The sequence below is a fragment of the Formosa sp. L2A11 genome, assembly GCF_009796865.1.
Taxonomy (GTDB): domain Bacteria; phylum Bacteroidota; class Bacteroidia; order Flavobacteriales; family Flavobacteriaceae; genus Formosa.
Window position 1 is genome coordinate 54,632 of record NZ_CP047028.1, and the last position, 25,363, is coordinate 79,994.

A 25,363-nucleotide genomic window follows, 5' to 3' on the forward strand; every position below is an offset into this window, starting at 1 on the left:
ATAGAGATAATAGTATTGAAAAACATAAGCCAATAAGTAGATATAATTTCACTTTAAGCATAACACATGTTGTTTTGAAATCCCCATTACCCCAACCAACCATCGCGATCTAAACTTCTATACTGGATGGCTTCGCTTATGTGTGCTCCTTTTACATCTTCAGAATTTTCTAAATCCGCTATCGTTCTGGATACTTTAATCATTATTTTCTACATATAGCCGATAAAAAGTTTTTATCTTTATGATGAATTAAAGGTAAAACTTTAAAATTAAATCAGTTATAAAAATGGAGCACGCTGTAGCATATCTAAGAGTTAGTACAGAAGAGCAATCACTTGACAGACAATATGAAGAAGTAAAGGTCTTTGCTGAATCAAAAAATCTAAAGCTAGTTAAAATCTTTGAGGATAAAATTAGTGGGTCAAAAACTAAAGCGTCAGACAGAAAAGGTTTCAACCTCATGGAGAAACACCTTAATAAAAACGCAGATATAAAACATATTTTAGTTTTAGAAATTTCTCGACTAGGAAGAAAGAATTATGATATTCAAACGGTAATTGAGAAATATATTGAACTCGGTGTAAACATCCACATAAAAGATTTAGGACAATCTACACTTGATGAAAAAGGAAATAGGAATCTTGCAAGCGAATTAATTATATCTATGTTGGGTATCATGGCGGGTAATGAATCTCGTTTACTTTCGGATAGAATTAAATCGGGTAAGATGTCAAGAGCAAGACAAAACAAAGGATTTAATAGCAAGATAATTGGATATAAAAAAGGGGAAGACGAAACTCCAATAATTGACGAAGAACAAGCACCATTAATTAGAAGAATTTTTGAATTAGCTTGTCAAGATATGGGTATGAGAAGTATATCAAGCGTTATTCAATCTGAATTTGGTCAAAAATTTGCAATGGGAACTTTAGGTGGAATTATAAAAAACACGTTTCACAAAGGAGAGAGAAAATATAATGATTTGATATTAGAAGTACCTGCTATTGTTTCTCCAGAGATATGGGATAAAGCAAATAAATTAATACAATCGAGAAGCAAGTATGCTAGAAGAACGATTGTTAATCCAAATATAGTACAAGGTAAAATTTCATGTGGAGAATGCGGTAATATATTACATCAAAAAGTTATTCCTGATGCTAGATTAAATCAATTTATATGTAGTAATGATGATTGTAAAAATTCAATAAATCGCCCTTGGTTATTCACCATGGTAAAATTAGCTGTTGAAGAACATGGAAAACAGACAAGAGATAAACACGCTATTGAAAATTATAAAAACAAAATTTCATCAAATAAAGATATAATCAATCTTAATAAATTGGAGATAAAAAAGCGTGAAAAGAAATTATCTAAAATTCGTTTAATGTATGTAGATGATGAGTTTACAAAAGAGGAATATCAAGAATTAACCAAAGATGTTAAAGATGAAATTAAATCTCTTACAACAAGGATAAACACGCTTAATGATGAGATTACAGCGTATAAAAATGCTTTAACAAATCCGATTGAACATTTTAGTAATGATTACACAGTATTAAAAGATGAAATTAAAGATATCGTCCATAAAGTTGAAATATATAAAGATAGAGTTACAATCAATTTATTTGGTCACCGAATTTATGATTTACAAAAACCTAATAGTTCTAAACTTGGCTGGATGAGTAGGAAGATAAAAGAGGGTATTGAAATAAAATTAGAGCTTCCATTAAGAAAACCAATATCGGATGAACAAGTCGAATTAATGAAAGATGATTATATCCGTAACTTAAAATAACGTGTTTTAAAAGCGTTTCTTTTTGATTAAATATACTTAGCCATGTTTTACTATATCCTTTGTTAAAACATGGCTTTCTTATGTTAAATGCCTATTCTCCTTGCTTAATGATGGGTAAGAATATTCTTATATTATATATTATTTAAATCCTTTTCTTTTTTTCTTCTTTTTTGTTTTCTTCTATTACATTGAGTACAGATTTACAAAAGTTAAATTTTAAGAAATTCTCTTTAAAAATCACTTGTAAAATTGCCAAATAAAATCATTTGTTAACACATTGATTTTTAACGATATAATGTTGACTCAATGTAATAGAAGAAAGTAGTGCAAAGACAATCTGAAAAAAGTAAAACTTAAAAATCTACAACATCATGGCAAATTACGTGAATGAAAGTAAGACCACCGAACGTGGATTAGCACTCTTAGGATTATATTCAAATCATAGAAGAGTCATCCCGAGCATAGACATATTTGTGAGCGACTATTTTAAAATAGCTTCTCCATCCATGTCTAATAGAACATTGATTAGGGAGACCACGACCATACTAAAAGAAATTTATGAGGGATATAAAAAATGCCCTGATACAAAAATATCGATTTCCATAGTACTTTAAATTTCTGTTTTTAATTTAGTTTTAATTAAACTGTTTCCAGTTTATGGTTTAGCTGGAAGCTAGAAACCTACGTACGCCAAGCATTTTGACATAGATGTTTGGCGATGGTTTCTTTTTATATCAGATTTTTAAATCTCGAGTATTCAAAACATTATTAAATAATGTTTTTTGATATGATAGATGAGTTCTACTAAGTTTTTAGGTAATTATGACATAATAATGTAGCAAAAAATTTAAAACGTTTAAAAACGCTTTAAAACAATTTGCACACTAAATTTTTATAATGGCTTTATGAAAGGATTAGAAATAATATGTTTTAAATTCTGTATTTAAATATTTGACTTTATGAAATGAATTTAAAAGAGTGTGAACCTGACGAAGTCAAAAAGGTTCACTTCCTCTAATTGTTTTATTGTAATGATATCTGAATTTTTATGAAAGATATTATTATTATGAAATAATATATACATTAACTTTAATGGTGTGAACTCTCATGAAGTCAACAATAATGTGAGATAAACTACCGTATTAAAAATTATTCACAACATTAATTTTAATGGTGTGAACTTTTGAAACGCATAGTATCAGTGAGATTAACCGCTGTATCAAAAAATATGCAATTTCTATAAATAAATTATCAATTATAAACGGCTCTTCATGGAGCAAAAATCAATTTAACAATGAATGGTGAGAACACAAAAAAACAAACACACTATTACCTTTTCGCAGGAAAGCGTTATGAAAATATGAAAGATTGTCGAGAGGCAATCGGAGATGGAGTAAGCTCTAAATTTTTCAGACATTTAGTAATTAATGGAGTAGTACAGAAAGTACAAAAGGACGTCCACATAGACGCCGAATCAAAATCCCAAAGAAGAGAAACAAATGAATATAAAAAACAAAAAAAGACCGCCTAAGCAGAATTTTGATATTGAATTTTTTAAAATTGACGATAGTAATTTAACCAGAATAGAACAATCAATTTTAAAAACAATTCTCAACTGCCATAAAGCAAATTGTAAGAGAGAATATGAAAATATCTTGAATGATGACCTATGCAAATTCTCTAAAATAAGTGAAAATTCTATGCTTAAATATAGAAAATCACTAGAGCAAAAGAAATTTTTCACAATAGAAAAAAAGCGTGTTGGTAAATCGTTTGTATTGATATATAAACCCAATTGGAGTAAACTCGAAAGACTAAATTTCATCAAGACACATACGAAAAGTGAATTCTCTCCTGTCTTCAAAAAGAAAGATTCGGAACCAAGTTTAAAAAATGGTGATGAATTAACGTTGGAAAACACCAAGGATTTCGATGATGAGAAGACTTACAATGTCAAGATAATCTCTAATAGTTCAAATAGTAATCAGATGAAAACTATGTACGGAAGAGATATAAAGAGAGCATTAAAAGCTGAAGATAATAGATTGAAATATGGAGAGAGAGAAAATATTTATAAGTTAAAATAACACACACAAAACACACCTATTACCTTATGTCATGGGGTAGTATTAAAGGGCGATTCCATTAATTTGGGTCGCTCTTTTTCTTTTATAAAAAACTAAGATAATGCAAAATATAATTTTAAACGAAAACGAAACATCGGTTTATCTAGCGATATCAAATCAGCTAGAAAGGCCTAACAGGTTTCAACAAATTTCTGATGAAAAAATAATAGAGGAAAGTGGAATTGAACCAGATGGACTAATCCCGATTATAAAGAAACTCGTTTTAAATGGATTCATCCAAAAAGAAAATGGATGCTATCGTGTTGAATAAATAAAATCAAAATTATGAGTAACGAAATACAATTAAAAAAGCAAATCCCTTTAATGACCAATGACAGTTTAAAGGCGAAATTAGAATCAACCTGTAATATTATATTAGAAAAGATTGATACAGCAGTAAAACGCAGTAAAACGGACTTAGGAATCGATTTAAGCAATACTAATTACACAAAAGGATTCATAAAAAAATATAGTAAGTCAGAGGATAGCGAAAATATAGAATTTCAAAATGAATTACTCTTCATGAAATTTGAAAAGGAATTATCAAACTTTCAAAACGATTATCCAAGTGTTATCAAATCGAAAGCATTAGAAATGTTCAGCACCGATGAGGATAGAGAAAAAGCTAAAAGCATTATAAACCTATATGCTTCAATAAATCATAACATTAAACAACTAAGAATAGATGGACTTGATTTAGACACTTTCATTCTAGGAAATGAATTTATCTGGAATACGAAGATTGATACCAAGATTCGAAAAGCGACCACCACCTATTGCAAATCACAAAAGCAAGTAGATTTACTAGGTGTGGCTGAAAAAATTAGCGAAATAATTTTACACGCTCAAAAGATAGGATTGCTAGCTAATGACCGATTAGGAGTAAATGGTAGTAATCTCGTGGATATCGATACTGGTGAAATCAGATACAATGTAATTGGCTCGATTGAATAGCCAAATCAAAATATTCCCTTAACAAATAGATAATCGAGGGATATCTCATATAGCTATATGGGAACTAATTATTAATAAATAAATATGTCAAATTGTAATGGCTTATTAACAAAAGGTATCGGAAGAGATTGCGATACGGTTAACGCTGCTGTAGGCGTTGATAAGGATTTAATCCTAGTAAATTATGAAGATTTCGATAGAGAACTTACGTTTAATACTAGAGAGATCACAGACAGTAACAAAAACTTAGGTGGTTTAACAGCAATCGAATTAAAACAAGGTGCTGTACAATACATTTTCGAGGGTACAGATTACAGCGTAATTCCTAATATCACATCGGAGGTAAAAGATGATGGAGATTCATGGTTTTTACATTCATTAGCATTTACTGTTTACAGCAAAAAAGCTGACGATAGAAAAACATTAGAGAGTTTAGCAGAATCAAGAGTGATAGCAATCGCAGTAGATAGGTCTACAGGGTTATACGAATTATTCGGAGCTGACCAGGGATTAAAGTTAAGTGGATTAGAAAGAGCCTATACGGGTGCACAAAATTCAAACTTTTATACGATTACTATCGCAACACCTGATGTAGCGGTTATTCGTGAATCTACGATTGGAGAGTTAGCCGTTGGTGTTAATACAGCAGTTTAACGTCCTCTAAGAAATAAGGAACTCTAATAAGGAATATGCTACTTATTAGAGTCTCTTTTTTTAATTAAAACAAAATGAGAGTTATGAAAAGAAACGATTATAGAAAGAGGTTGTCGAAAGAAGCTAGAGAGGATTATTATATAATCACCAATAAATTACAACAGGTATTAAAAAACTTTGATTTCATAGCTAAGAAGGATGTAAGAATCTTCATAGAGTCGAACGGTGATTATGTAAGTTTAAATAAATTCCCCTATGAGCCGTATAATGAGGTACTGCTAATATTTGCCCAAATCGAAAAGGATAAACTACCACGTAATAAACAAGTTGATTACAAAAAATTCAGAGCAAGTGTAATGAATAAAGTGATTATGTATATCCACAAAGGGAAAAAGGAAAGGGTTCCAATATATAGACCTAGAAGAAAAAGGATTGGAACGGAGAAAATTAATATAGGAGAGTACCTAAATTAAATAAGGTTACAATAAAAAAAATCAAGAGAAAGAATACACCAATCATATAGACAAATCATATAGGATAACATAGAGGAAGTATAAAGCGTTTTTCTTTGTTTTAATAGGTTTTTCCCAATGGTTTTATCAAACATGAATATTTATACGAGATTTGAATTAAAATGGTATAAAACGCTTAATTTCAAGTCCTGTGTAAGCTACACTAGATAAAGGATAAATTATTTAAAATCACTGTGTTACAAAACATTATATGAAATCCTGATTTTGCCAGTGGGGGCGCAAAATTTTTTTTTATTTTCCAAAATCATTTTGTGATATTATTTTTCTCTCAAACCACACCCCACGTATAAAAAATTAATATCACAATTGGGATTCTTTTTCTCTATCGTGACACCAGTCATGAGAAAAAAATTCTATCACAAATACGATATTAATTTTTTATCATGAATAACACCACGAGTAGAAAATTCTATCATACTCCCCCATTCTATTTCTCTATCACTTTACAAAATCACAGAGAGAAATAATATCAATCCAAAAACACCAAAAATATGAGTGAAGAAAAAAAATCAGTCGGAAGACCAAGAAAATACGATAGAGCTCCAGATGATGTTCTAATACGTAGAAAAATGACAGGTGTCCTATCTAACTATTTTACGTCAGGACAATTTGTCGAAGATATGGAACTAGGTAAGGCTGGAGATAAAAGAATGAAAATTCATTTAGACTTACTTCCCTATGTCCTATCAAAGAAAGAGAGTATAAAATCATTAGTCCAAGGACTGGATGAAAAAGAGACCGACGACCTAGTTAAACGAATTAAAGCAGAAATAAAATAATGAGTTTAAAAGCTATCAGAAAAAAGTTGGAGGATTCCGAGATTATCGAAAACGATGGACCAAAAATAGTTTATCAACGTGGAGATAAGTACTACAGCGACATCCAAGGCGTGATTGAAATCCCCATTGAGCAAATCGAGGAACACCAACCAACCGTCCTACGATTTACAAAACAGTAAACGTTTAGAGTGTACGTTAAAAGTTAATATCACTTATATCAATTATGCATTGATTAGGCGACTAAAACCGTAGATAATATCCTAAACGTTTACACACCCTAAACGTTAATAACAATATTAACCAATCTGATTTTGGTAACCGCACTACTCCAAAATTGGGTTGGCTTAATTAATAAATACAAATATGACACCAGAACAATCAAGGTTAGTTAACCTAGCCGTAGGTCTTATCAATAAGACCAAACCTATTAACAGCGCACCTAAGGAAGATAATTCGTTAGACGAGCGTCAAAAACGTTTCCTTGATATAGTTGGAAAGGACTTGCAAGAGGATGAAAGAGAACAGCTAGAAACAAAGATTAAGTCCAATCCTGAGGTAATGGGTAATTACCAAAAGCGAAATATGCTAAAGGATGGAAAGACCAATAGATTATTAAATAGCAGACACTTTGCCTTTAACGTGGATTACCCATCAAGGGGATTCAAAGACGTGATTGCAAAATAATTGTGGTAAAATTAGGAATTGACATATCATGTGTTGATTCCTTTTTTTTACCTGTATGATTGAGAATAATACATTTTGATAAATTAACTTAATGAAATGATTTATCTCTCTTCATAAAGCCTAATACTTTAAATAATTGATTGTTTTTAAATGTTTTTACAAAGGTATTTATCAAACTTGGATAAGTATATCATTTTGAAAATACAATTCAGTAAAACGCTTTATAACAGATATTTGACAAGGTTTTTCAGAATAAAAAATCAGTATAAAAGCACTAAAAAATTTCGTTGAAATCAACCGATTACATGTATTTGGTGATATTCAATGGATTGTCTTTAATCATAAAAACAAAATACTTTAACTAAAGGTTATCATTGTCAATTTGATTATTAATAATAATCAGTACATTTAACAAAAGAGAATAATTAGGCAAAATTATAACTACTATTTTAATATTAATAAATGTCAAACGAAGTAATAAGATTTCATTTCTACTCATTAAGGTTTACCCCATACTCTGATTTAACACCTGAACACACTAGCTCTTCAATACTAAAAGATGTTATTATGTTCCTTACAAACGAATTAAAAGACGGAAAAGGTTATCTAATTGACAAGAATCGAAATAGACAGAAAGATGGCCCGAGAGAATTATTTATGACAAGTGCTGTTTTCATGCACAAAGAAAAAAGAATTAGATGTTCTTTTGCTCTTTTGCGTTCTGGAAGAATCCCTAAAATAAAGCCAGCCGATAAATTTGAATTAGTACCAATTGAAACTCTAGGTTCTATCGCAGAGGAAACTCATTTTTATATTGATTACAGTCGCAACTATGCAGTCGTGTGCATTGAATACAATCATTATGGACCGAGAATGTCTGATGTTGAGTATTATTTAAGAAATGTTGCAAAAGATAAGTTAAAACTTTCTAAAGCACTTGAAGTCAATTTATATATGACAAATACAATTGATAAGACTTTAGAAAACCTCAGAAATGTATTGAATATGCAAATTAAAATTCAACCCAATAAAATACCTCAAATGGATAATGACATTAAAGGTCAATTTTTTACAGGAATTAATACAATTGGCAATAGGTTAAAACCAAATTTTATAAAAGTGGAAACCTACTTCCAAACACCAGGTAGTAATGTAGAAAGTAAGGGATTAAATAAAGAAGCTAATTCTATGGTAGAAACTTTACTCAATAAATTTAAAACCCGCCCTTTTAACATTGATTGTTTTGACGATTTTGTCGTAAAGTATGAGGATAAGGAAGGTAATGAGGAAATATTTAACCTTTTAAAAGGTAAAAAAGAGTTAGAATACGACGTTGATATGAAGGCAATAAGCAAAAAACGCCAATTGTACGAATTGGTCGAAAAAGATTTTGATGAATTTATGATAACATTCAATTAATGATTTTAGACCTCTACTTTAAAAGGCCGATATTTTACGATTATATAATAGCTATTATAACAATTTCTTTTATATATATAATTGAAGTAAAAACTTGTTTTACTTTGCCAAAGTATGAACGTATATTAACAATTTCTTCCGATTTATCAAATATAAGTTTTACTGCTGCGGGGTTTATTCTAACACTTTTAACAGTATTGATTACTTTTAAAAGTAGTTCAACAATTTCAAAAAATAATTATAAAGAAGATGAATCTTTGTTCAATTTGTTTTTCGTTTCGAGTCTATATTTTCAGACAGTAAAAATTTTAAAGAACTGTATTAAGTCCTTAATTTTTATTTCTTTTATAGGTTACTCCCTAAAACTTGGATTACCCAAAAGTTATCTCACTTATATATTTTATTTTAATATTCTTGCCCTTATAGTAATAGTTCTAACTTTATATAGATGTTTATTATTACTTACAAAAATATTAAAAATGCAGGAGTGAGATTTACTTTTCCTCTTAAACCAATTATACCGAATAAAAAAAATGAATACACAAGAGAAATTGATTAAAAAACTCGAGGATTTACTTAATTTATCTCATAATTTATTGTCTAATATAACAGTAACAAAAAGCCAGTTTAACGACGGCTATGTAGATTCGGGAGGGTTTATAAAATTTAAAACCGCATCTCAATCATTTATAATCAACCTTTATCCTAATAAACATCCCTTCTTTACTGAGTTTTCTAGGCTTTGTATTAGACCAACACCCCACTCTGTGGAATGTGGTGTTGGAATATTGGAAGCTATAAAGGACGAGATTGAAAATGGTTGGTTGAATACTATTAAGGGAATCGTCTCTGCAGAAATCTTTACAGATTTCATTGAGGCAGCTGAACATTTATTAGAACAAGATTATAAAGACCCAGCTGCTGTTATGATTGGTAGTGTTCTTGAAGAGCACTTGAGACAACTTTGCTATAAAAATGGAATAGATACAACTGTTGAGAAACACGGGAAACAAATTCCTAAAAGAGCCGATTTACTAAACGCTGAACTATCAAAATCATTTATATATAATAAACTTGACCAAAAAAACATTATTGCTTGGTTAGATTTAAGAAATCATGCCGCTCATGGTAACTATTCAAACTATACGAAAGACCAAGTTAAAATTATGCTTAATGGGGTAATGGATTTTATAGCTAGAAACGGTATATAAAAATTTTTGAAGAGCATTTTTTTATATTCAATAATTAATTCTAATAAAGAAAAATCTTACTAATACATTCTACTAAAAAAGTAAAACTATGACACTACTAGAACTTGGTTCAAAACTTAGGGAGAACTACGATAAAGCACAAAAAGGAAATAAAGCATTAGCTATTTACCTATTTGGAATACAATATGCAAAAGAAATTAGAGGTAGCGAATATTCAATATTAGACATTTTAAAACAAGCAAATCTTCCCAAAGGTTATAATTCAATAATTAATGCAAGTATTAAATTAAGTGATTACGTGACTTTAAATAAATAATCAAACAGCATTTTCTAACCTTGTTTTTACTTTCTTGATTGTTACAAATGATTTCCCCGTATACTTAGAAATTTTATTAATAGATAAGCCATCTTTTAGAAGTTCTACGACATCTTTATGACGATTGAAATACTTATCATCTGATATTGTAGCACCTACCTTACGACCTTTATAAACGCCTTTTGCTTTAGCTATATTAATACCTTGTTTTTGACGTTCCTTAATAGCTTCAATTTCTAATCCAGCTACCGAACCAAGTAAATCGATAATCATTTTTGCGATACTATTCATAGAGCCATCATCATTCAATAATTCCATTCTGATGTTCTCCGCAAATATTTGCACACCATTTTCGATGAACCAATTAAGTTGTTTCTGCATTTCAACAACATTTCTCCCTAATCTGTCGACTGAATGAATAATGACGTAATTGATTTTTCCGTCTTGAATATCTTTAATTAATCTCTTTCCCGCTGGTCTTTCGTTGAATGGAATTAAACCAGATATCTTATCCTCATATAGCTTTACGTTATCATCTGTTTTTAGCTGTCTCCCTACATTTTGTTCCACAGTTGACACTCTAATGTATTTTGCTTTTTTAACGGCGTTTAAAACTTGATTTTCCATATATAATTTATTAAGGTGTTAATCTTTAGATTCTTATACCCTAAATATACATATAACAGATAGTTTAAAAAACGATTTTGTAAGAAAATACATCACCCATCATTACAAAATAATGACGAGTGATTTTTGGTTACTAAAATTTTATAAATTTTATAATTTAACAAACTCAAAATCAAATTTTCTCGGATATCTAATAAAACTCGGAGTCTCACCATTAATTTCCATTATATGAGAAAATCTATTTTCGATAAATAAAGCTACAGATTTATTACTCCCGTTACTATATCTTAAACTAATTCTTTTATCAAAAACTCTTCCCTTACCATCAACACCCATTTCTATAGGTTCACTGAAATATTTCGGATTTTTCTTACAACTCGAGATATGATTTTCGATACCTCTTTTAGTTTTCATTAATTTACTACAGTGAGGACATTGAAAAGCTGAAACCTTTACACCCATTTCTTTTACTTCTTTCCCTTCTTTTAATTCTAAATTTTTCATAAAAAAATAAATTTTAAATTTAAAATAAACACTTCGTTGCGCTTACCGAGGACAAAGGTATCAGCAACATGAAAAGAATCGATAAAATATAAGTGCCCTAAAAAATATAAAATAAGTAAAATTTCATAAAGTCAATTATAACAAGGGATTCAATATGCTATATATTAAAAAATATAAAAATTATCATATTTTATATATAGCATAAAATAAACTATATTTGACCTAAATAACATACTTTATGAAATCACGGGTAAGTTCAACAAGAGTAAATACTAATATCGTTCAGGGTAAAATATCATGTGCAGAATGCAATGAAATAATGCACCAAAAAGTAAATCAAAAAGCTAGAATTGACCTTTTTATTTGTAAAAATAAAGATTGTAAAAATACTGTTAACCGTTCGTGGTTATTTAAAATGATTCGACTAGCTATTGAACAACATGTAAATAAAGGGTATATCGATAATAAGATATATGAAAATGAAATTTTAAGAATACAGAAAGAATTAGAAGAAAGTTCAAATAATATTGAAAAGAAGAAAGCCGTTAAATTACGCTTATATATTGATAAAGCTGAAATAATTAGTTCTATTGATAGGTCTGCTTATGATCAAGCTTTAAAGGAAAAAGAAAATGATTTAACTAAATTAAAAAGTAAACATTCAAAACTAGCAGAACAATTACAATCGATTAAAGATGGTTTTAATTCTCGGAGAAAAAACTTTAGTAAATCATTAGATAAGTTTAAATTAGAAATTAAGGATATCTTACATTCAGTTCAGATAAATAAAGATGAAGCTATTATTAATATACATGGTTGGAGAATATACGATATCCCAAAACCTAACAACACTCATTTAGCTTGGAATAAACGAGAGGAAAACAAATTTGATATATATAGTTTACCTCTATGTAGATATGATACTGGCGATGAAAATTTAGACATGCTCGTTCATCAAGAAATAAACCCTAATTACGAAAATGAGCTTGATGAATATTTTCAATCAGAAGATTATAAAAGTAAAATAAAGGGTGTTAGCTCTTTAGGTTCTAATTAAAAATTATTTAAAATCCCAGCTTGAAGAATTATTAACTAAAAAATGTGAAGCATACTTATCCCAGAAATATTTTCCTTTTTTTGTTAGACTGAAATTATAATAACCACCTGATAATTTTGATTTTGCTAATTTTTCATATTCAAATTTCTCAGCCATATTGGAATCCATAAGTTCTCGTTTTATTCTCTCTTCAAAGAGTGAACTATAGCCTACTAATTTAAATTTCGGAAATAAAATAGACTTTTTAAACAATTCATATTCATTATCAAATTCCCTTTTTTCTTCATTGGAAACCAAGCGTTCTTCTACTTTTGTTTGAATTGCATAAATGTCATTATTTTTCCTATCAAGGTTACTTTTTAATTGCTTAACCTCGTTCTCCCTTTTTCCTAATTCAATATTTAGATTTTCGATTTTATCATTTAATTCTTGAGTTTCTTTATAATCAGCCTTAACATTTTCTAATATTAAACTTCTTCTTGTTATTTCAATACTTCGTTCAATTCTTTCTAAATCAGATTGCTTCTTATTATTTAACCTTTCTCTAATTGCTTTTATATACAGTTCCTCAAATAACCACATTAAATAAGGTAATACTATTATATAGATTAATGCAAAAAGCAAAGGATATATTAACGTATTTGTAATTGGCGAGAAGTATTGGGAAATTACTTGAATTCTTGACTCAATAGTATCTTTAGATAGGATGATATAAATAATAGGTTTCCAATTAAAGACAATCCAAGCAAATATAAATGAACCTATAAACGGGTTTTTTAATCTCTCTTTTGTAACATCTTTAAATGAATTTAGAATCTCTGTCATGCTAATTTTTATTATATATTTCAAAGTAAACTACTTTAAGCTAAACATCATGTTTAAAATCATTGATTTACTCAACAAGTTTTCAACAAAAAATCTCGTATTTTATCAACTATATATAGAAAAGTTTATTATTTAAAATACGGTCGTAGGCCCGAGCAGACAAGTTTAAACGCTCCATAGCAGTTTTTAATAACAATTTGGAAGTCTCGTCCATTTTACAATAAATACGAATATGTTTTGTATTCATTTGTGCATTATAATGTACGTTCTCGATATCTTTAAACCGTTCTGTTTGGCGTTCTCTTGCTTTGGTTACGCGTTCTCGAATAATAACCGAAGATTCTCCTTTTCGGTCTTCAGAAAGCTTTTCAAAAGGCACAGGAGTTACTTCTATATGAATATCTATACGATCTAATAAAGGCCCAGAAATCTTGCCTAAATACCGTTGCATTTCTGATGCAGAAGAAGTCACTGGCGCACTTGGATCGTTAAAATAACCACTCGGACTCGGGTTCATACTCGCAACCAACATAAAACTGCTAGGATACGTTACAGTAAATTTTGCTCTAGAAATAGTCACTTCCCGATCTTCTAGTGGTTGACGCATCACTTCTAAAACATCGCGTTTAAATTCTGGTAATTCATCTAAAAATAAGACGCCATTATGCGATAGAGATATTTCTCCGGGTTGCGGATAACTTCCGCCGCCTACAAGTGCAACATTAGAAATTGTGTGATGTGGACTTCTAAACGGGCGCTGAGACATTAATCCCAAATGGGCTTTTACACGACCAACTACAGAATGAATTTTAGTCGTTTCTAAAGCTTCATGCAACGTCATTGGTGGTAAAATAGAAGGTAAACGCTTTGCTAACATGGTTTTTCCAGATCCTGGCGGACCTATTAATATAATATTATGGCCACCGGCTGCGGCAATTTCCATACAGCGTTTTATACTTTCCTGACCTTTAACATCTGCAAAGTCGAATTCTGGAAAATCTAAGTTCTTATAAAATTCTTCTCGCGTATTAATTACGGTTTGTTCCAAAGGTTTTCCCTCTTTAAAGAAATCGATAACGTCTTTAATAGACGCGACACCAAACACTTTTAAATCGTTTACTATTGCTGCTTCTTTAGCATTTTGAATGGGTAAGATAAACCCCTTAAATCCTTCTTTTCTTGCCTGTAAAGCAATAGGCAAAGCTCCTTTTATGGGTTGTAATGTCCCGTCTAAAGACAGTTCTCCCATAATAATATAGTCTTCTAAACCTTCAGCAGGAATTTGTTTTGTGGCGGCTAGAATTCCTAAAGCAAGTGTTAAATCGTATGCAGAACCTTCCTTACGTAAATCTGCAGGAGACATGTTTATAATGATTTTCTTACCTGGAATTTTATAACCATTGTTTTGTAGCGCGGCGGCAATTCTGAAGTTACTTTCCTTAATGGCATTGTCTGGCAAACCTACCAAATGGTAACCAATACCAGAATCTACATTTACTTCTACCATAATGGTTGTAGCATCTACACCAAAGACTGCGCTTCCAAATACTTTTTTGAGCATAAAATAGTTCGTTTATCTAAAAATAGTGAAAAACAAACTAACTATCTGAATTAAAATAAATTAAAAAACAAAAATCAGATAAAAAATAGTTTTTATAAAAACATATTAATAACTATTTATAAACATTTTTAATTAAAATATTGGTGATAAATAATATCTAAATATTTAAACTCACTTATAGATTCAAATTATATTTGTATTATAAACATTTAGCTAATAAACATGGAGAAAAAAAAGAAGTCAAAATCTCAACCTTAATAAGGGATTATTAATTTAAATACTATCCAAAATGGATTCATTTAAAAGAAAAGACCACCCATGGTGGTACATTTTCAGAAAAGAGATAAAGCTGATATTGAGAATAACTATCAGCATTATCAAGACTATTTTTCTATAACTAGTCAATTCTGACCAAAATGGCAGAATTTAATTGTTAAACTATTAAATTTAGAGAAGTCTGTTGTTAGAGCAACAGGCTTTTTATTTTATAGTATCACAAATATATGATAGATGTGTGTTATATACAAGTATCATTTTTCTTTTAACAAAAAAATATTTAAAGAAAAACATTCTGTATCAAGTTGAATATAATATAAATAACTGATTAAATAATTTTTCAAGTAAACCTATTTAATAGGATTATTCAAAAGTCACTTTCAAAATCTGTTTTGTGTCTGCACTAACTTTAAATCTATTATCGCTTCGTCTTTTTATAACCCAAACAATATCTTTGCCAGAAGTTAATACCCAAACGTGTTCTTTTTCTAAAAGCGATAATTTTTCATCCTTAAAATATTTACTCAACTTCTTTTTTCCTCGCATTCCTAACGGAAAAAAATAATCGCCTTGCTCCCATTTACGAATGGTTAAAGGAAATTTCAGAAACTCTTTATCTACAAAAATAGTAGTATTTGGTGCAGCTTGTAATTCTGAAACTGTTTCAAAATGAAATGTTCCGAAAGATGTTTCTATAGAGTTTAAATCTTCTGAAATTTTATAATCTAATTCTAAAATGTTGTTTTGACTTCCTTTTAGACTTAAAATTAAAAAACCGCGATCTTTAAGCAATCTGTGCGTTTCCGAAAAGACTTGTTTTCCGGATTGTGCTTCTAATAGATTATAAATATCGTCCCAAGCGGTGAATTTATACGATTTAAGAAGTTCGTACAAATAAGGTTTTGGATTCGGAAATTTCAATAATTTAGAGATATTAAATTTTATATTATCTCCATCTAAAACAGCTATATCTTTATAGACTTGCGTCATATAATCATCTATTAACGTTTTAGAATCGTGTAAATGATCTTGAGTGTTTTTAAAATTCTGAAGCCATTTTAAATTAATCCCTTTTAATACAGGAATAACATCATGACGAAGTTTATTTCGTAAATATTTAGTCGAACTATTACTGCTATCTTCTCTCCACTTTATATTATTTTCTTTAACAAAATCAATGATTTCTGCTCTAGAAAACGGCAATAATGGACGTACAATATAATCGTTAACTTCAGGAATTCCGGTTAAACCTTCTATGCCTGTGCCTCGTGATAAATTAATTAAAAAGGTTTCAAGATTATCGTCTGCATGATGAGCCGTTAGTACATAATCGTAATGCTTTACGTTTACAAATTCTTCAAACCAACGATATCTTAGTTCGCGAGCAGCCATTTGTATAGATAATTTAGCATCTTCTGCGTACTGTTTTGTATTGAAACTTTCAATAAAAAGTTCTAAATCTAAATCTTTAGCTAACTGAACAAGAAAAGCCTGATCGCCATCGCTTTCTGCACCTCTTAAATTAAAATTACAATGTGCTAATGCTATATTTAATCCTAAATCGTGACATAAATGAGCCAAAACAACACTATCGATTCCGCCAGAAATTGTAAGAATTAATTTCTTGTTTTTCAAAAATGAAAGACTTTCATCTATATGCTTTTTAAATGTACTTATCATAACACAAAGATACACTTTTAAGAAAACGAGGATTTAAATATCAATCAATTTTACATCTAAAATTAATATACTTTTAGATCTTTTTTTTGAGGATTAAAAAATTAATAAAGAACACATCTAACGTTCCAAAACGTCTCGCATCGCTTTAGCTTTTACCAAACATTCTTCATACTCGCTTGCGGGATTGCTTTTAGACGTAATGGCACCACCAACAGAATAGGACACATATTTTTTAGACTGATTATACAAAATACTCCGGATAACGACATTAAAATCGAAATCGCCTTCTGGTGTAAAATAGCCAACAGTTCCTGAATATAAGCCGCGTTTGGTTGCTTCTAAATCTTCAATAATTTTTATAGCAGACAGTTTAGGAGCTCCAGTCATGCTTCCCATCGGGAATGTTGTTTTTAAAACATCGACGGGTTTTGTGTCTTCAGAAATTTTAGAAGTCACCGTAGAAATCATTTGATGGACCTGCGGAAACGTATACACTTTACATAGCTCTTCTACAGTAACAGATCCTTTAATGGCGGTTTTAGATAAATCGTTACGTACCAAATCTACAATCATTATATTTTCGGCACGTTCTTTTTCATTATGTTCTAAATTCTGTTTTAATTGTTCGTCTTCTAAAACATGCTCAGAACGTTTGGCAGTACCTTTTATAGGTTGCGAAATAATAGTCTTGTTTTCTTTTTTAATGTAACGTTCTGGAGAAGCAGACATTAAAAATTTATCGTATTGTTTTAAAAAGGTTGCAAATGGTGGTTTAGAGACAGAATTTAATTTTAAATAGGTCTCTAACGGATTAATTTTGGCATTTTCGGCATAAAACTCCTGACAAAAATTAGCTTCATAAATATCGCCACGATGTATATGTGCCAACATGTTATTTACCTTTTCAAAATAAGCTTCTTTATGAATGCGTAATTTTATTTTTATAGGACTAGATTCTGAAACCGTTTCTTGCTTCTTAAATTCACAAATCGCTTTAAAATCAGATTCAACTTCATCATCAACCATATTTAAATATTGAATTTCAAGCTGATTCCCTTTTATAATAAATATTTTTTTTGGCTGAAAAAAGAACACATCAGAAAAGTCTAAACCATCAAAATTATCAGATTTTAACCGTTCCATGCCATTCTTAACATCGTAAGTTAAATACCCAAAAATCCAATCTTTAGTAGATTCCTGATACTCTTGTAATTTATTAAAAGCGTCTAAATAATCTGTTTGTATACTTGTAAATCCATCTACTGCCAAAATAGCATCAAAACTAGAATACAACGTATTATATTGGTTAGAATCCATCCAAACAACCTCGTCGAACTGTTGGCTCCAATGCAAAAGTTTTTGCTTAAAGTCTGTTATATCCGGAATATGTCTGGTTGTTATGTGGCGCAAATTGTAAAAAATTTTAGATGTAAAGTTAGTTAGTTTCTTTAAAATAGAATCAGATTTGTATTTTTGTTTAAACCTTTTAACTAATAAATATAATTGGCTTTATATATTGTTACCTAAACTTGTTTCCGGATCTCACTTTAACAGATTTTAGTTATTCCACGAATAAGATGCAGAAATAAATTTAGCAAGACAACAGTTAATCAATACCCTTTTTAAATGTATACTTTAGAAAATAAATTATTAAAAATTGCAGTAAAACAAACAGGTGCAGAACTTTGCGAAATTAGTGCCGTAAACAATACTAATACCTTTATGTGGGATGCAAATCCGGATATTTGGGAAAACTTTGCACCTAATCTATTTCCTATAATTGGATCGTTAAAAGACGACACCATGATTTTTGAAGGCCAATCTTATAATATGACTAAACATGGTATTATAAGACACAATCCAGATATTAAGCTAGAAGAACAAACACCAACAAGACTTGCATTCTCTTTACTATATAGTGAAGCGTCTTTAAAAAAATATCCGTTTAAATTTAAGTTTACAATCACGTTCCAATTGACAGATAATACTATAAAAGTCTCTCATATTGTTGAAAATTTAGACGATAAAACATTATACTTTTCTGTTGGCGGACACCCTGCTTTTAAATGTCCTGTGTACAAAGATGAAGCTTACACCGATTATTATTTAGAATTTGAACAGAAAGAAACCGCTGAATCTTATGCCTTAAATATGGATTTAGGACTTGTTACAGACAACACTTTTCCGGTTATAACAAAAAGTAGTACCATACCATTGCACTACGATTTATTTAATGAAGATGCTTTAATTTTTAAAGATTTAAAATCTAGAAAAGTAGCCTTAAAAAGTAAAATTAACGGCACCATACTAACCGTAGATTATCCTGGTTTTCCATATTTAGGCATTTGGGCAAAACCACACGCTAATTATGTTTGTATAGAACCTTGGTTAGGAATTGCCGACAACGAAAACCATAATCAGGACTTTAAAAGCAAAGAAGGAATTCAAACTTTAGCGGCAAAACAAACATTTAAAGCCGCTTACACCATTGAAATAGACAAAAAGCATCTAGTTTAAAAGGAATAATAGTCCTAACTTCGCAGACTAAATTACAATACGTGAATTTTCAAGATTTAAATTTAAATACCCCATTATACAACGCACTAGACGATCTAGGCTTTACAACACCAACTCCTATACAAGCAGAAGCTTTTGGAGTGGTAAGTTCTGGAAAAGATGTAGTTGGTATTGCTCAAACTGGTACAGGAAAAACCTTTGCCTACATGCTCCCTATTCTTAAAAACCTAAAATTTTCTAAGCAAGATACGCCTAGAGTTTTAGTTCTAGTTCCTACTCGAGAATTAGTTGTTCAAGTGGTTGATGAAATTGAAAAACTTTCAAAATACATTAACACGCGTGTTTTAGGCGTATATGGAGGAACAAATATTAATACACAAAAACAGCAAATTGCTCAAGGTGTAGATATATTAGTTGCTACTCCTGGACGTCTTTACGACTTAGCAGTGAGCCGAGTATTACAATTAAAATCGATTCAGAAATTAGTGATTGATGAGGTTGATGTGATGCTAGATTTAGGATTTAGACATCAGTTAATTAATATTTTTGATATTCTTCCAGAACGTCGCCAGAACATTATGTTTTCGGCAACGATGACGCAAGATGTAGACGATTTAATTGACGATTTCTTTATATCTCCACAACGTGTATCTATAGCCATTTCGGGAACACCTTTAGATAATATTGAGCAAGAACGCTACAACGTCCCTAACTTTTATACTAAAGTTAACTTGCTAAACGCTATTCTTCAAGATAAAGAGACGTTTAATAAAGTATTAATTTTTGTTGGATTTAAACGCATGGCAGATCGCCTTTTTGAAGCTTTAGACGAGACCTTTAGCGAAGAAAGTTGTGTGATACATTCTAATAAGACACAAAATTACCGTTTAAGAAGTATCGAACAATTCAGAAATGGAGAAAATCGTATTTTGGTTGCTACAGATGTTATGGCGCGTGGTTTAGATATTGATAATATTACACATGTTATTAATTTTGACACACCAGATTATCCTGAAAACTATATTCATAGAATTGGTAGAACAGGTCGTGCAGAACGCGAAGGACATTCTATTTTATTTTCTACAGTTAAAGAACAAGATGCCTTAGAGCGCCTTGAAGAATTAATGAAAATGAAAATTCCTTTCACAGAAATTCCTGAAGACGTAGAAATATCTACAGAATTAATTGAAGAGGAACGCGTTAAAATTAAAGAACGTAATAACCCAACAAAACGTAAAGACCAAGATGCTCCTGGTCCTGCCTTTCACGAAAAGACAGAAAAAAACAGTAAAGAAAACTTAGGAGGTTCTTACCGTCGTGAAATAGCTAAAAAATACAAGAAGCCTAAAACACGAGGAGATAAAAATTACAATAAAAATAACAAATTCAAAAAATAAGTTAGATTTCACAATTATGAAATTAAAATATATTGCATTACTTAGTTTTGCCCTTTTAATAATTGCACCAATACAAGCCAATGTAAAACCAGCTCCAGAATGGGGACCAACAGGTCACCGTGTAGTTGGTAAAATTGCAGACACTTATTTAAAAGGAAGCACCAAACGTGCTATTGAAAAGCTATTAAAAAGACATTCATTATCTTTTGTGTCTACTTTTGGAGATGAAATAAAATCTGACGATCGTTATAGAGAATTCTATACTTGGCATTATGTTAATATGAAAGCCAATGAATCTTACGAAGACTCTGAAAAAAATCCGAAAGGAGATGCCGTTACAGGCGCAGAATATTGCATTAAAATTTTAAAAGATAAAAATGCAAGTGATGATGATAAGGCATTTTATCTAAAATTATTAATTCATATTATTGGAGATATTCACCAGCCTATGCATGCAGGATTAGCTGAAGATAAAGGCGGAAACGATGTTAAAGTAAAATGGATGGGGAAAGACACCAATTTACACCGCGTTTGGGATAGCGATATGCTTGAAGGCTATAATATGAGTTATACAGAATTAGCATCTAATGCAGATGCTTTATCTAAAGAACAAATTAAAGTTATAGAAGCAGGAACAATTACCGACTGGGTAAACGAATCTCATGCTTTAGCAAACACAGTTTATAAGAATGTAAAAAGGGGAGATAACTTAAGCTATAAATATGCTTACGACAATCTAACAATAGCACGCTCTCAACTTCAAAAAGGAGGTATTCGCTTAGCAAAATTGCTTAACGATATTTTCTAGTAAAACAGATTAATTATACAATACAAAAAAGCCAATGTAAAATATTTACATTGGCTTTTTTGTTGTCTTTTAGTTTTTATAAAACATATTTTTTAACCAAGTTAAAAAACTTAATCGCCTGACATGTTGCGAAAAACAATATTTTCTTAACAAAAAATACCATTTACCGACTAAAAACGTAAGATAAACAATTAAAATATATTAACCTATTTTTTTATTTTTAATCTTAATACCTTTGTATCATACACTTTAGCTATTAAATCAATTTTTTAAACCTTAAAAATGAAACGTTTACTTACATATGATTTTGGATCAGTAAAGCTTTATGATAATTATGTGTTATCACAAATTAATGAGGGCGCAATGATTACTATCAAAGACTGTGAGATTCTAGCAAAAATAGCTAAAGAACATTATAAAGGTTTACCATTTGCTTACGTTTCTATTAGAGACTCTTCTTACTCTGTAGATCCTGTAGTATATTTAGAGGCTTCAAAAATTGAAAATTTAGTTGGTTTTGCTATTGTAACACATATCCCTACAGCTTTAAATAATACTAAAATAGAGTGTATGTTTTCAAAAAAAATATTCACTACTTTTCAAATTATTTATGAAGCAAAAGTCTGGGCTAATTCTATAGTTAAGCAATCCAAGAAAAATTTAATGAAGCACAAACAAATATCTGCTTAATTGTACTATAATTAGACCAATTCTAACTTATTTTAAAAAATATTAAATCATTTAATTTATTCTAAACAAAAGGTTAAATTCGCGAGTAAACTGAATTGTTGCGTGATATGGATCCTTCAAAAGAAATAATAAAATCTACTACCCTACTTTTAGAAATCGCATCATTATTAATGGTTTCTGGAGCTAATACCATTCGTGTTAATTTAAACATTAAACGTTTTGCAGATAGCTTAGGCTATAGCGCCTCATTTTTTATCAGTCAGAAAAGTTTAATCATGACGTTGTACAAAGAAGATTCTTTAGAAAGTTGTACGCGTGTAAAAAACATTCCAGGACTAGCAATTAATTTTGCCGCAATTTCTGCTATTAGTAAAATAAGCTGGGAAGCCTTAAAAAATAATTGGAAGCCGAATAAAATTACAGAGGAAATTAAAAAAATAAAACAACTTAAAAGATATCCTCAAATTATAGTTACCATAGCGGTTAGTTTTGCTGGTGCTGGTTTTTGTAATATTTTTAAAGGAGATTATTTAAATATGCTTGTATCTTTTGTGAGTACCTTTATTGGTTTGCTCGTTTTACAATGGACACATAGAAAAAACTTTAATGTCTATCTCAGAATTTTTATAGGCTCTCTTGTAGCATCATCTATAGCTTCTATTGGAGTTAAATTAAATATCGGAGCAAAACCGTCTACAGCATTAGCAACTTCTGTTTTATACCTTGTACCCGGCGTACCTTTAATAAATTCATTTACAGATCTTATGGATAATAATATTATAAATGGATTAGTTCGGTTTACAACAGGCTCTATGATGGTTTTAGCAATTGCTTTAGGTTTATTTGTTTCAATGATAATTTTTAATTTAAACTAGCATGACAGAACTACTTTTAAAACTTGTTGAAGTTTCTATTTGGTCTGGAATTGCAGCTGTTGGATTTGGTATATTATTTAATATTCCAAAATCAACTATACTTAGTGTTTTCGCATTAGGCTTTCTTGCAGGGATAATAAAATTTACTTTAATACATTTTGGAGTGAGTATTATTCTAGCAACTTTTGTGGGTGTTCTTTTTATAGGCTGTATTGGCATGCCAATTGCTCATAAAATTCATCATCCGCCAGTTGTGTTTTGTATTCCTCCATGTATCCCCATGATTCCAGGATACTTTGCTTACGAAACGATTTTAGCCATTATGAACTTTTTAATTATTGAACAAGATGAAACTAAAAAAGCGGCATTAATTACAGATATGGTTTCTAACGGTTTTACCATGGTTTTTATATTAATCTCTATTGCAATAGGCATATCACTACCTCTACTTATATTAAGAAAAAACACTGTTAAAAAAATTGAAAAATAAAAACTCTTAACGCTACTTTATAGATTATAATACAAATCCATATTTAAATGTTAAGACGTACATTTTTATTATAAAAACATAAAAAAAGCGACCCAAATGGGTCGCTTGTATATTTATAAGAAATAGTCTTAAATATGTAAAGCACGATCTCCTGTTGCAGCTAAAGCCGCTTCTTTAATCGCTTCTGTAAATGTAGGATGTGCATGAGACATTCTAGATACATCTTCTGCACTAGCTCTATACTCCATAGCTACAACTGCTTCAGCAATCATATCTGCAGCACGAGCACCAACCATATGTACTCCTAAAATTTCATCAGTCGTTTTATCTGCAAGAATTTTTACAAATCCATCTAAATCCATACTTGCTCTACTTCTACCTAAAGCTCGCATTGGGAAAGATCCAACTTTGTATTCAACTCCTGCTTCTTTTAACTGCTCTTCTGTTTTACCAACAGTCGCCACTTCTGGCCATGTGTAAACAACTCCAGGAATTAAGTTATAATCTATATGTGGTTTTTGGCCCGCAATAGTTTCAGCTACAAATGTACCTTCTTCTTCTGCTTTATGAGCCAACATAGCACCTTTTACAACATCTCCAATGGCATAAATGTTAGATTCACTAGTTTGTAAATGATCGTTAACTTCAATTTGTCCTCGGTCTGTAAGTTTTACTCCTGCAGCTTCTGCGTTTAAACCATCTGTATATGGACGACGTCCAACAGATACTAAACAATAGTCACCTCTAAATTCTACTTCTTCTCCTTTTTTATTATCTGCTTTAACAATAACTTCATCGCCAACACGCTCTACAGATTTTACTTTGTGAGAGATATTAATTTTGAATTTTTGTTTCTTCAATACTTTATTAAGCTCTTTAGATAAACCCGCATCCATGGTAGGAATAATACGATCCATAAATTCTACAACAGAAACTTCAGCACCAAGACGTTTATATACTTGACCTAATTCTAAACCAATAACACCACCACCAATTACGATTAAATGTTTCGGAATTTCTTTAAGTTTTAAAGCTTCAGTAGACGTAATGATACGTTCTTTATCTAAATTGATAAATGGTAAATTAGAAGGCTTACTTCCTGTTGCAATAATTGTGTTTTTTGCTTCAATTTCTGTAGTTTCTTCTCCAGATATTGTAATATGAGTCGCATCTTTAAATGCACCAATACCTTGATAAACATCAATTTTATTTTTTTTCATCAAGAAGTCAATCCCACCTGTAGTTTGATCTACAACAGATTGCTTACGTTCTATCATTTTTTCTAGATTCACTTTCACGTCACCAGGTATTTCAATACCGTGTGCTTCAAAATGCTTAATAGCATCTTCGTAATGATGAGACGAATCTAGTAGCGCTTTACTAGGAATACATCCTACGTTTAAACAGGTTCCTCCAAGTGTTGAATATTTTTCTATAATTGCAGTTTTCATGCCTAATTGTGCGCAACGAATCGCTGCTACATATCCTCCAGGTCCTGCCCCGATAATGGCTACATCGTATGAATTCATAAAGTTATTTTTGATTCTTTTTTTATATGGTTAACAAAAATACAAATTTAGACAGC

Annotated in this window: 24 protein-coding genes and 2 pseudogenes; 18 read left to right on the forward strand and 8 right to left on the reverse strand. The window is 30.3% G+C overall.

The features are described 5' to 3' along the window. Nucleotides 1-86: 86 nt before the first annotated feature. Nucleotides 87-203: pseudogene (locus GQR95_RS00225) on the reverse strand (ATP-binding protein); the annotation flags it as partial. Nucleotides 204-286: 83 nt separating this feature from the next. On the opposite strand from GQR95_RS00225, the gene GQR95_RS00230 reads away from it, so the two are divergent. From GQR95_RS00230 to GQR95_RS00280, 11 genes are all read left to right on the forward strand, one after another. After that, complete coding sequence (locus GQR95_RS00230; RefSeq protein ID WP_159021257.1) at nucleotides 287-1,795, forward strand: recombinase family protein; 1,509 nt, start codon at nucleotides 287-289, stop codon at nucleotides 1,793-1,795. A 1,499-nt stretch (nucleotides 1,796-3,294) separates the two neighbouring features. After that, nucleotides 3,295-3,882, forward strand: coding sequence for a hypothetical protein (locus tag GQR95_RS00235; RefSeq protein ID WP_159021258.1), 588 nt, complete (start codon nucleotides 3,295-3,297; stop codon nucleotides 3,880-3,882). 100 nt (nucleotides 3,883-3,982) lie between these two features. Continuing rightward, nucleotides 3,983-4,192: a hypothetical protein gene (locus tag GQR95_RS00240; protein ID WP_159021259.1), complete on the forward strand. Its 210-nt coding sequence runs from the start codon at nucleotides 3,983-3,985 to the stop codon at nucleotides 4,190-4,192. A 14-nt stretch (nucleotides 4,193-4,206) separates the two neighbouring features. Further along, nucleotides 4,207-4,875, forward strand: a complete 669-nt coding sequence (locus tag GQR95_RS00245) for a hypothetical protein (protein ID WP_159021260.1) — start codon at nucleotides 4,207-4,209, stop codon at nucleotides 4,873-4,875. 84 nt (nucleotides 4,876-4,959) lie between these two features. Next, a complete protein-coding gene (locus tag GQR95_RS00250; RefSeq protein WP_159021261.1) occupies nucleotides 4,960-5,529 on the forward strand; it encodes a hypothetical protein in 570 nt (189 codons plus the stop codon). 83 nt (nucleotides 5,530-5,612) lie between these two features. After that, complete coding sequence (locus GQR95_RS00255) at nucleotides 5,613-6,002, forward strand: hypothetical protein (RefSeq protein ID WP_159021262.1); 390 nt, start codon at nucleotides 5,613-5,615, stop codon at nucleotides 6,000-6,002. 551 nt (nucleotides 6,003-6,553) lie between these two features. Continuing rightward, nucleotides 6,554-6,841, forward strand: a complete 288-nt coding sequence (locus tag GQR95_RS00260) for a hypothetical protein (protein ID WP_159021263.1) — start codon at nucleotides 6,554-6,556, stop codon at nucleotides 6,839-6,841. A 363-nt stretch (nucleotides 6,842-7,204) separates the two neighbouring features. Continuing rightward, entirely contained in the window at nucleotides 7,205-7,525 is a 321-nt protein-coding gene (locus GQR95_RS00265; RefSeq protein ID WP_159021264.1) for a hypothetical protein, read from the forward strand. 462 nt (nucleotides 7,526-7,987) lie between these two features. Beyond that, the gene (locus tag GQR95_RS00270; protein WP_159021265.1) at nucleotides 7,988-8,944 is read left to right on the forward strand and encodes a hypothetical protein; all 957 of its coding nucleotides are present in this window, start codon (nucleotides 7,988-7,990) and stop codon (nucleotides 8,942-8,944) included. 533 nt (nucleotides 8,945-9,477) lie between these two features. Next, nucleotides 9,478-10,155 (forward strand): hypothetical protein, encoded by a 678-nt coding sequence (locus GQR95_RS00275; protein ID WP_199269624.1) that lies wholly within the window; start codon nucleotides 9,478-9,480, stop codon nucleotides 10,153-10,155. Between the two features lie 88 nt (nucleotides 10,156-10,243). Next, a complete protein-coding gene (locus tag GQR95_RS00280; RefSeq protein ID WP_159021266.1) occupies nucleotides 10,244-10,471 on the forward strand; it encodes a hypothetical protein in 228 nt (75 codons plus the stop codon). Here the strand turns inward: GQR95_RS00280 and GQR95_RS00285 are convergent, their stop codons facing one another. Next, nucleotides 10,472-11,098, reverse strand: coding sequence for a recombinase family protein (locus GQR95_RS00285; RefSeq protein ID WP_159021267.1), 627 nt, complete (start codon nucleotides 11,096-11,098; stop codon nucleotides 10,472-10,474). 150 nt (nucleotides 11,099-11,248) lie between these two features. Continuing rightward, nucleotides 11,249-11,602 carry a hypothetical protein gene (locus GQR95_RS00290; protein WP_159021268.1) on the reverse strand — a complete coding sequence of 118 codons (354 nt, stop codon included), beginning with the start codon at nucleotides 11,600-11,602 and terminating at the stop codon, nucleotides 11,249-11,251. Between the two features lie 238 nt (nucleotides 11,603-11,840). On the opposite strand from GQR95_RS00290, the gene GQR95_RS00295 reads away from it, so the two are divergent. Next, entirely contained in the window at nucleotides 11,841-12,659 is an 819-nt protein-coding gene (locus tag GQR95_RS00295) for a hypothetical protein (protein ID WP_159021269.1), read from the forward strand. 3 nt (nucleotides 12,660-12,662) lie between these two features. Here the strand turns inward: GQR95_RS00295 and GQR95_RS00300 are convergent, their stop codons facing one another. From GQR95_RS00300 to pabB, 4 genes and pseudogenes are all read right to left on the reverse strand, one after another. Beyond that, complete coding sequence (locus GQR95_RS00300) at nucleotides 12,663-13,508, reverse strand: hypothetical protein (RefSeq protein WP_159021270.1); 846 nt, start codon at nucleotides 13,506-13,508, stop codon at nucleotides 12,663-12,665. A 109-nt stretch (nucleotides 13,509-13,617) separates the two neighbouring features. Further along, nucleotides 13,618-15,045, reverse strand: a pseudogene (locus GQR95_RS00305) (YifB family Mg chelatase-like AAA ATPase); the annotation flags it as partial. A 639-nt stretch (nucleotides 15,046-15,684) separates the two neighbouring features. Further along, nucleotides 15,685-17,001, reverse strand: a complete 1,317-nt coding sequence (gene tilS / locus GQR95_RS00310; RefSeq protein ID WP_159021272.1) for a tRNA lysidine(34) synthetase TilS — start codon at nucleotides 16,999-17,001, stop codon at nucleotides 15,685-15,687. A gap of 117 nt (nucleotides 17,002-17,118) precedes the next feature. Further along, nucleotides 17,119-18,411, reverse strand: coding sequence for an aminodeoxychorismate synthase component I (pabB, locus tag GQR95_RS00315; protein WP_233265961.1), 1,293 nt, complete (start codon nucleotides 18,409-18,411; stop codon nucleotides 17,119-17,121). A gap of 216 nt (nucleotides 18,412-18,627) precedes the next feature. Between pabB and GQR95_RS00320 the strand changes: the two genes are divergently transcribed. The 6 genes from GQR95_RS00320 (at nucleotide 18,628) to GQR95_RS00345 (ending at nucleotide 23,778) form a co-directional block, all read left to right on the forward strand. Continuing rightward, nucleotides 18,628-19,518 (forward strand): aldose 1-epimerase family protein, encoded by an 891-nt coding sequence (locus tag GQR95_RS00320; protein WP_159021273.1) that lies wholly within the window; start codon nucleotides 18,628-18,630, stop codon nucleotides 19,516-19,518. A gap of 41 nt (nucleotides 19,519-19,559) precedes the next feature. Then, the gene (locus GQR95_RS00325; protein ID WP_159021274.1) at nucleotides 19,560-20,915 is read left to right on the forward strand and encodes a DEAD/DEAH box helicase; all 1,356 of its coding nucleotides are present in this window, start codon (nucleotides 19,560-19,562) and stop codon (nucleotides 20,913-20,915) included. Between the two features lie 16 nt (nucleotides 20,916-20,931). Further along, nucleotides 20,932-21,723: a S1/P1 nuclease gene (locus GQR95_RS00330; protein WP_159021275.1), complete on the forward strand. Its 792-nt coding sequence runs from the start codon at nucleotides 20,932-20,934 to the stop codon at nucleotides 21,721-21,723. 282 nt (nucleotides 21,724-22,005) lie between these two features. Further along, nucleotides 22,006-22,413, forward strand: coding sequence for a hypothetical protein (locus GQR95_RS00335; protein ID WP_159021276.1), 408 nt, complete (start codon nucleotides 22,006-22,008; stop codon nucleotides 22,411-22,413). Between the two features lie 107 nt (nucleotides 22,414-22,520). Next, nucleotides 22,521-23,288 carry a threonine/serine exporter ThrE family protein gene (locus GQR95_RS00340; RefSeq protein ID WP_159021277.1) on the forward strand — a complete coding sequence of 256 codons (768 nt, stop codon included), beginning with the start codon at nucleotides 22,521-22,523 and terminating at the stop codon, nucleotides 23,286-23,288. A gap of 1 nt (nucleotide 23,289) precedes the next feature. Then, nucleotides 23,290-23,778: a threonine/serine exporter family protein gene (locus GQR95_RS00345; RefSeq protein ID WP_159021278.1), complete on the forward strand. Its 489-nt coding sequence runs from the start codon at nucleotides 23,290-23,292 to the stop codon at nucleotides 23,776-23,778. A 128-nt stretch (nucleotides 23,779-23,906) separates the two neighbouring features. Here the strand turns inward: GQR95_RS00345 and lpdA are convergent, their stop codons facing one another. Beyond that, entirely contained in the window at nucleotides 23,907-25,307 is a 1,401-nt protein-coding gene (gene lpdA / locus GQR95_RS00350; RefSeq protein ID WP_159021279.1) for a dihydrolipoyl dehydrogenase, read from the reverse strand. Nucleotides 25,308-25,363 lie beyond the last annotated feature (56 nt).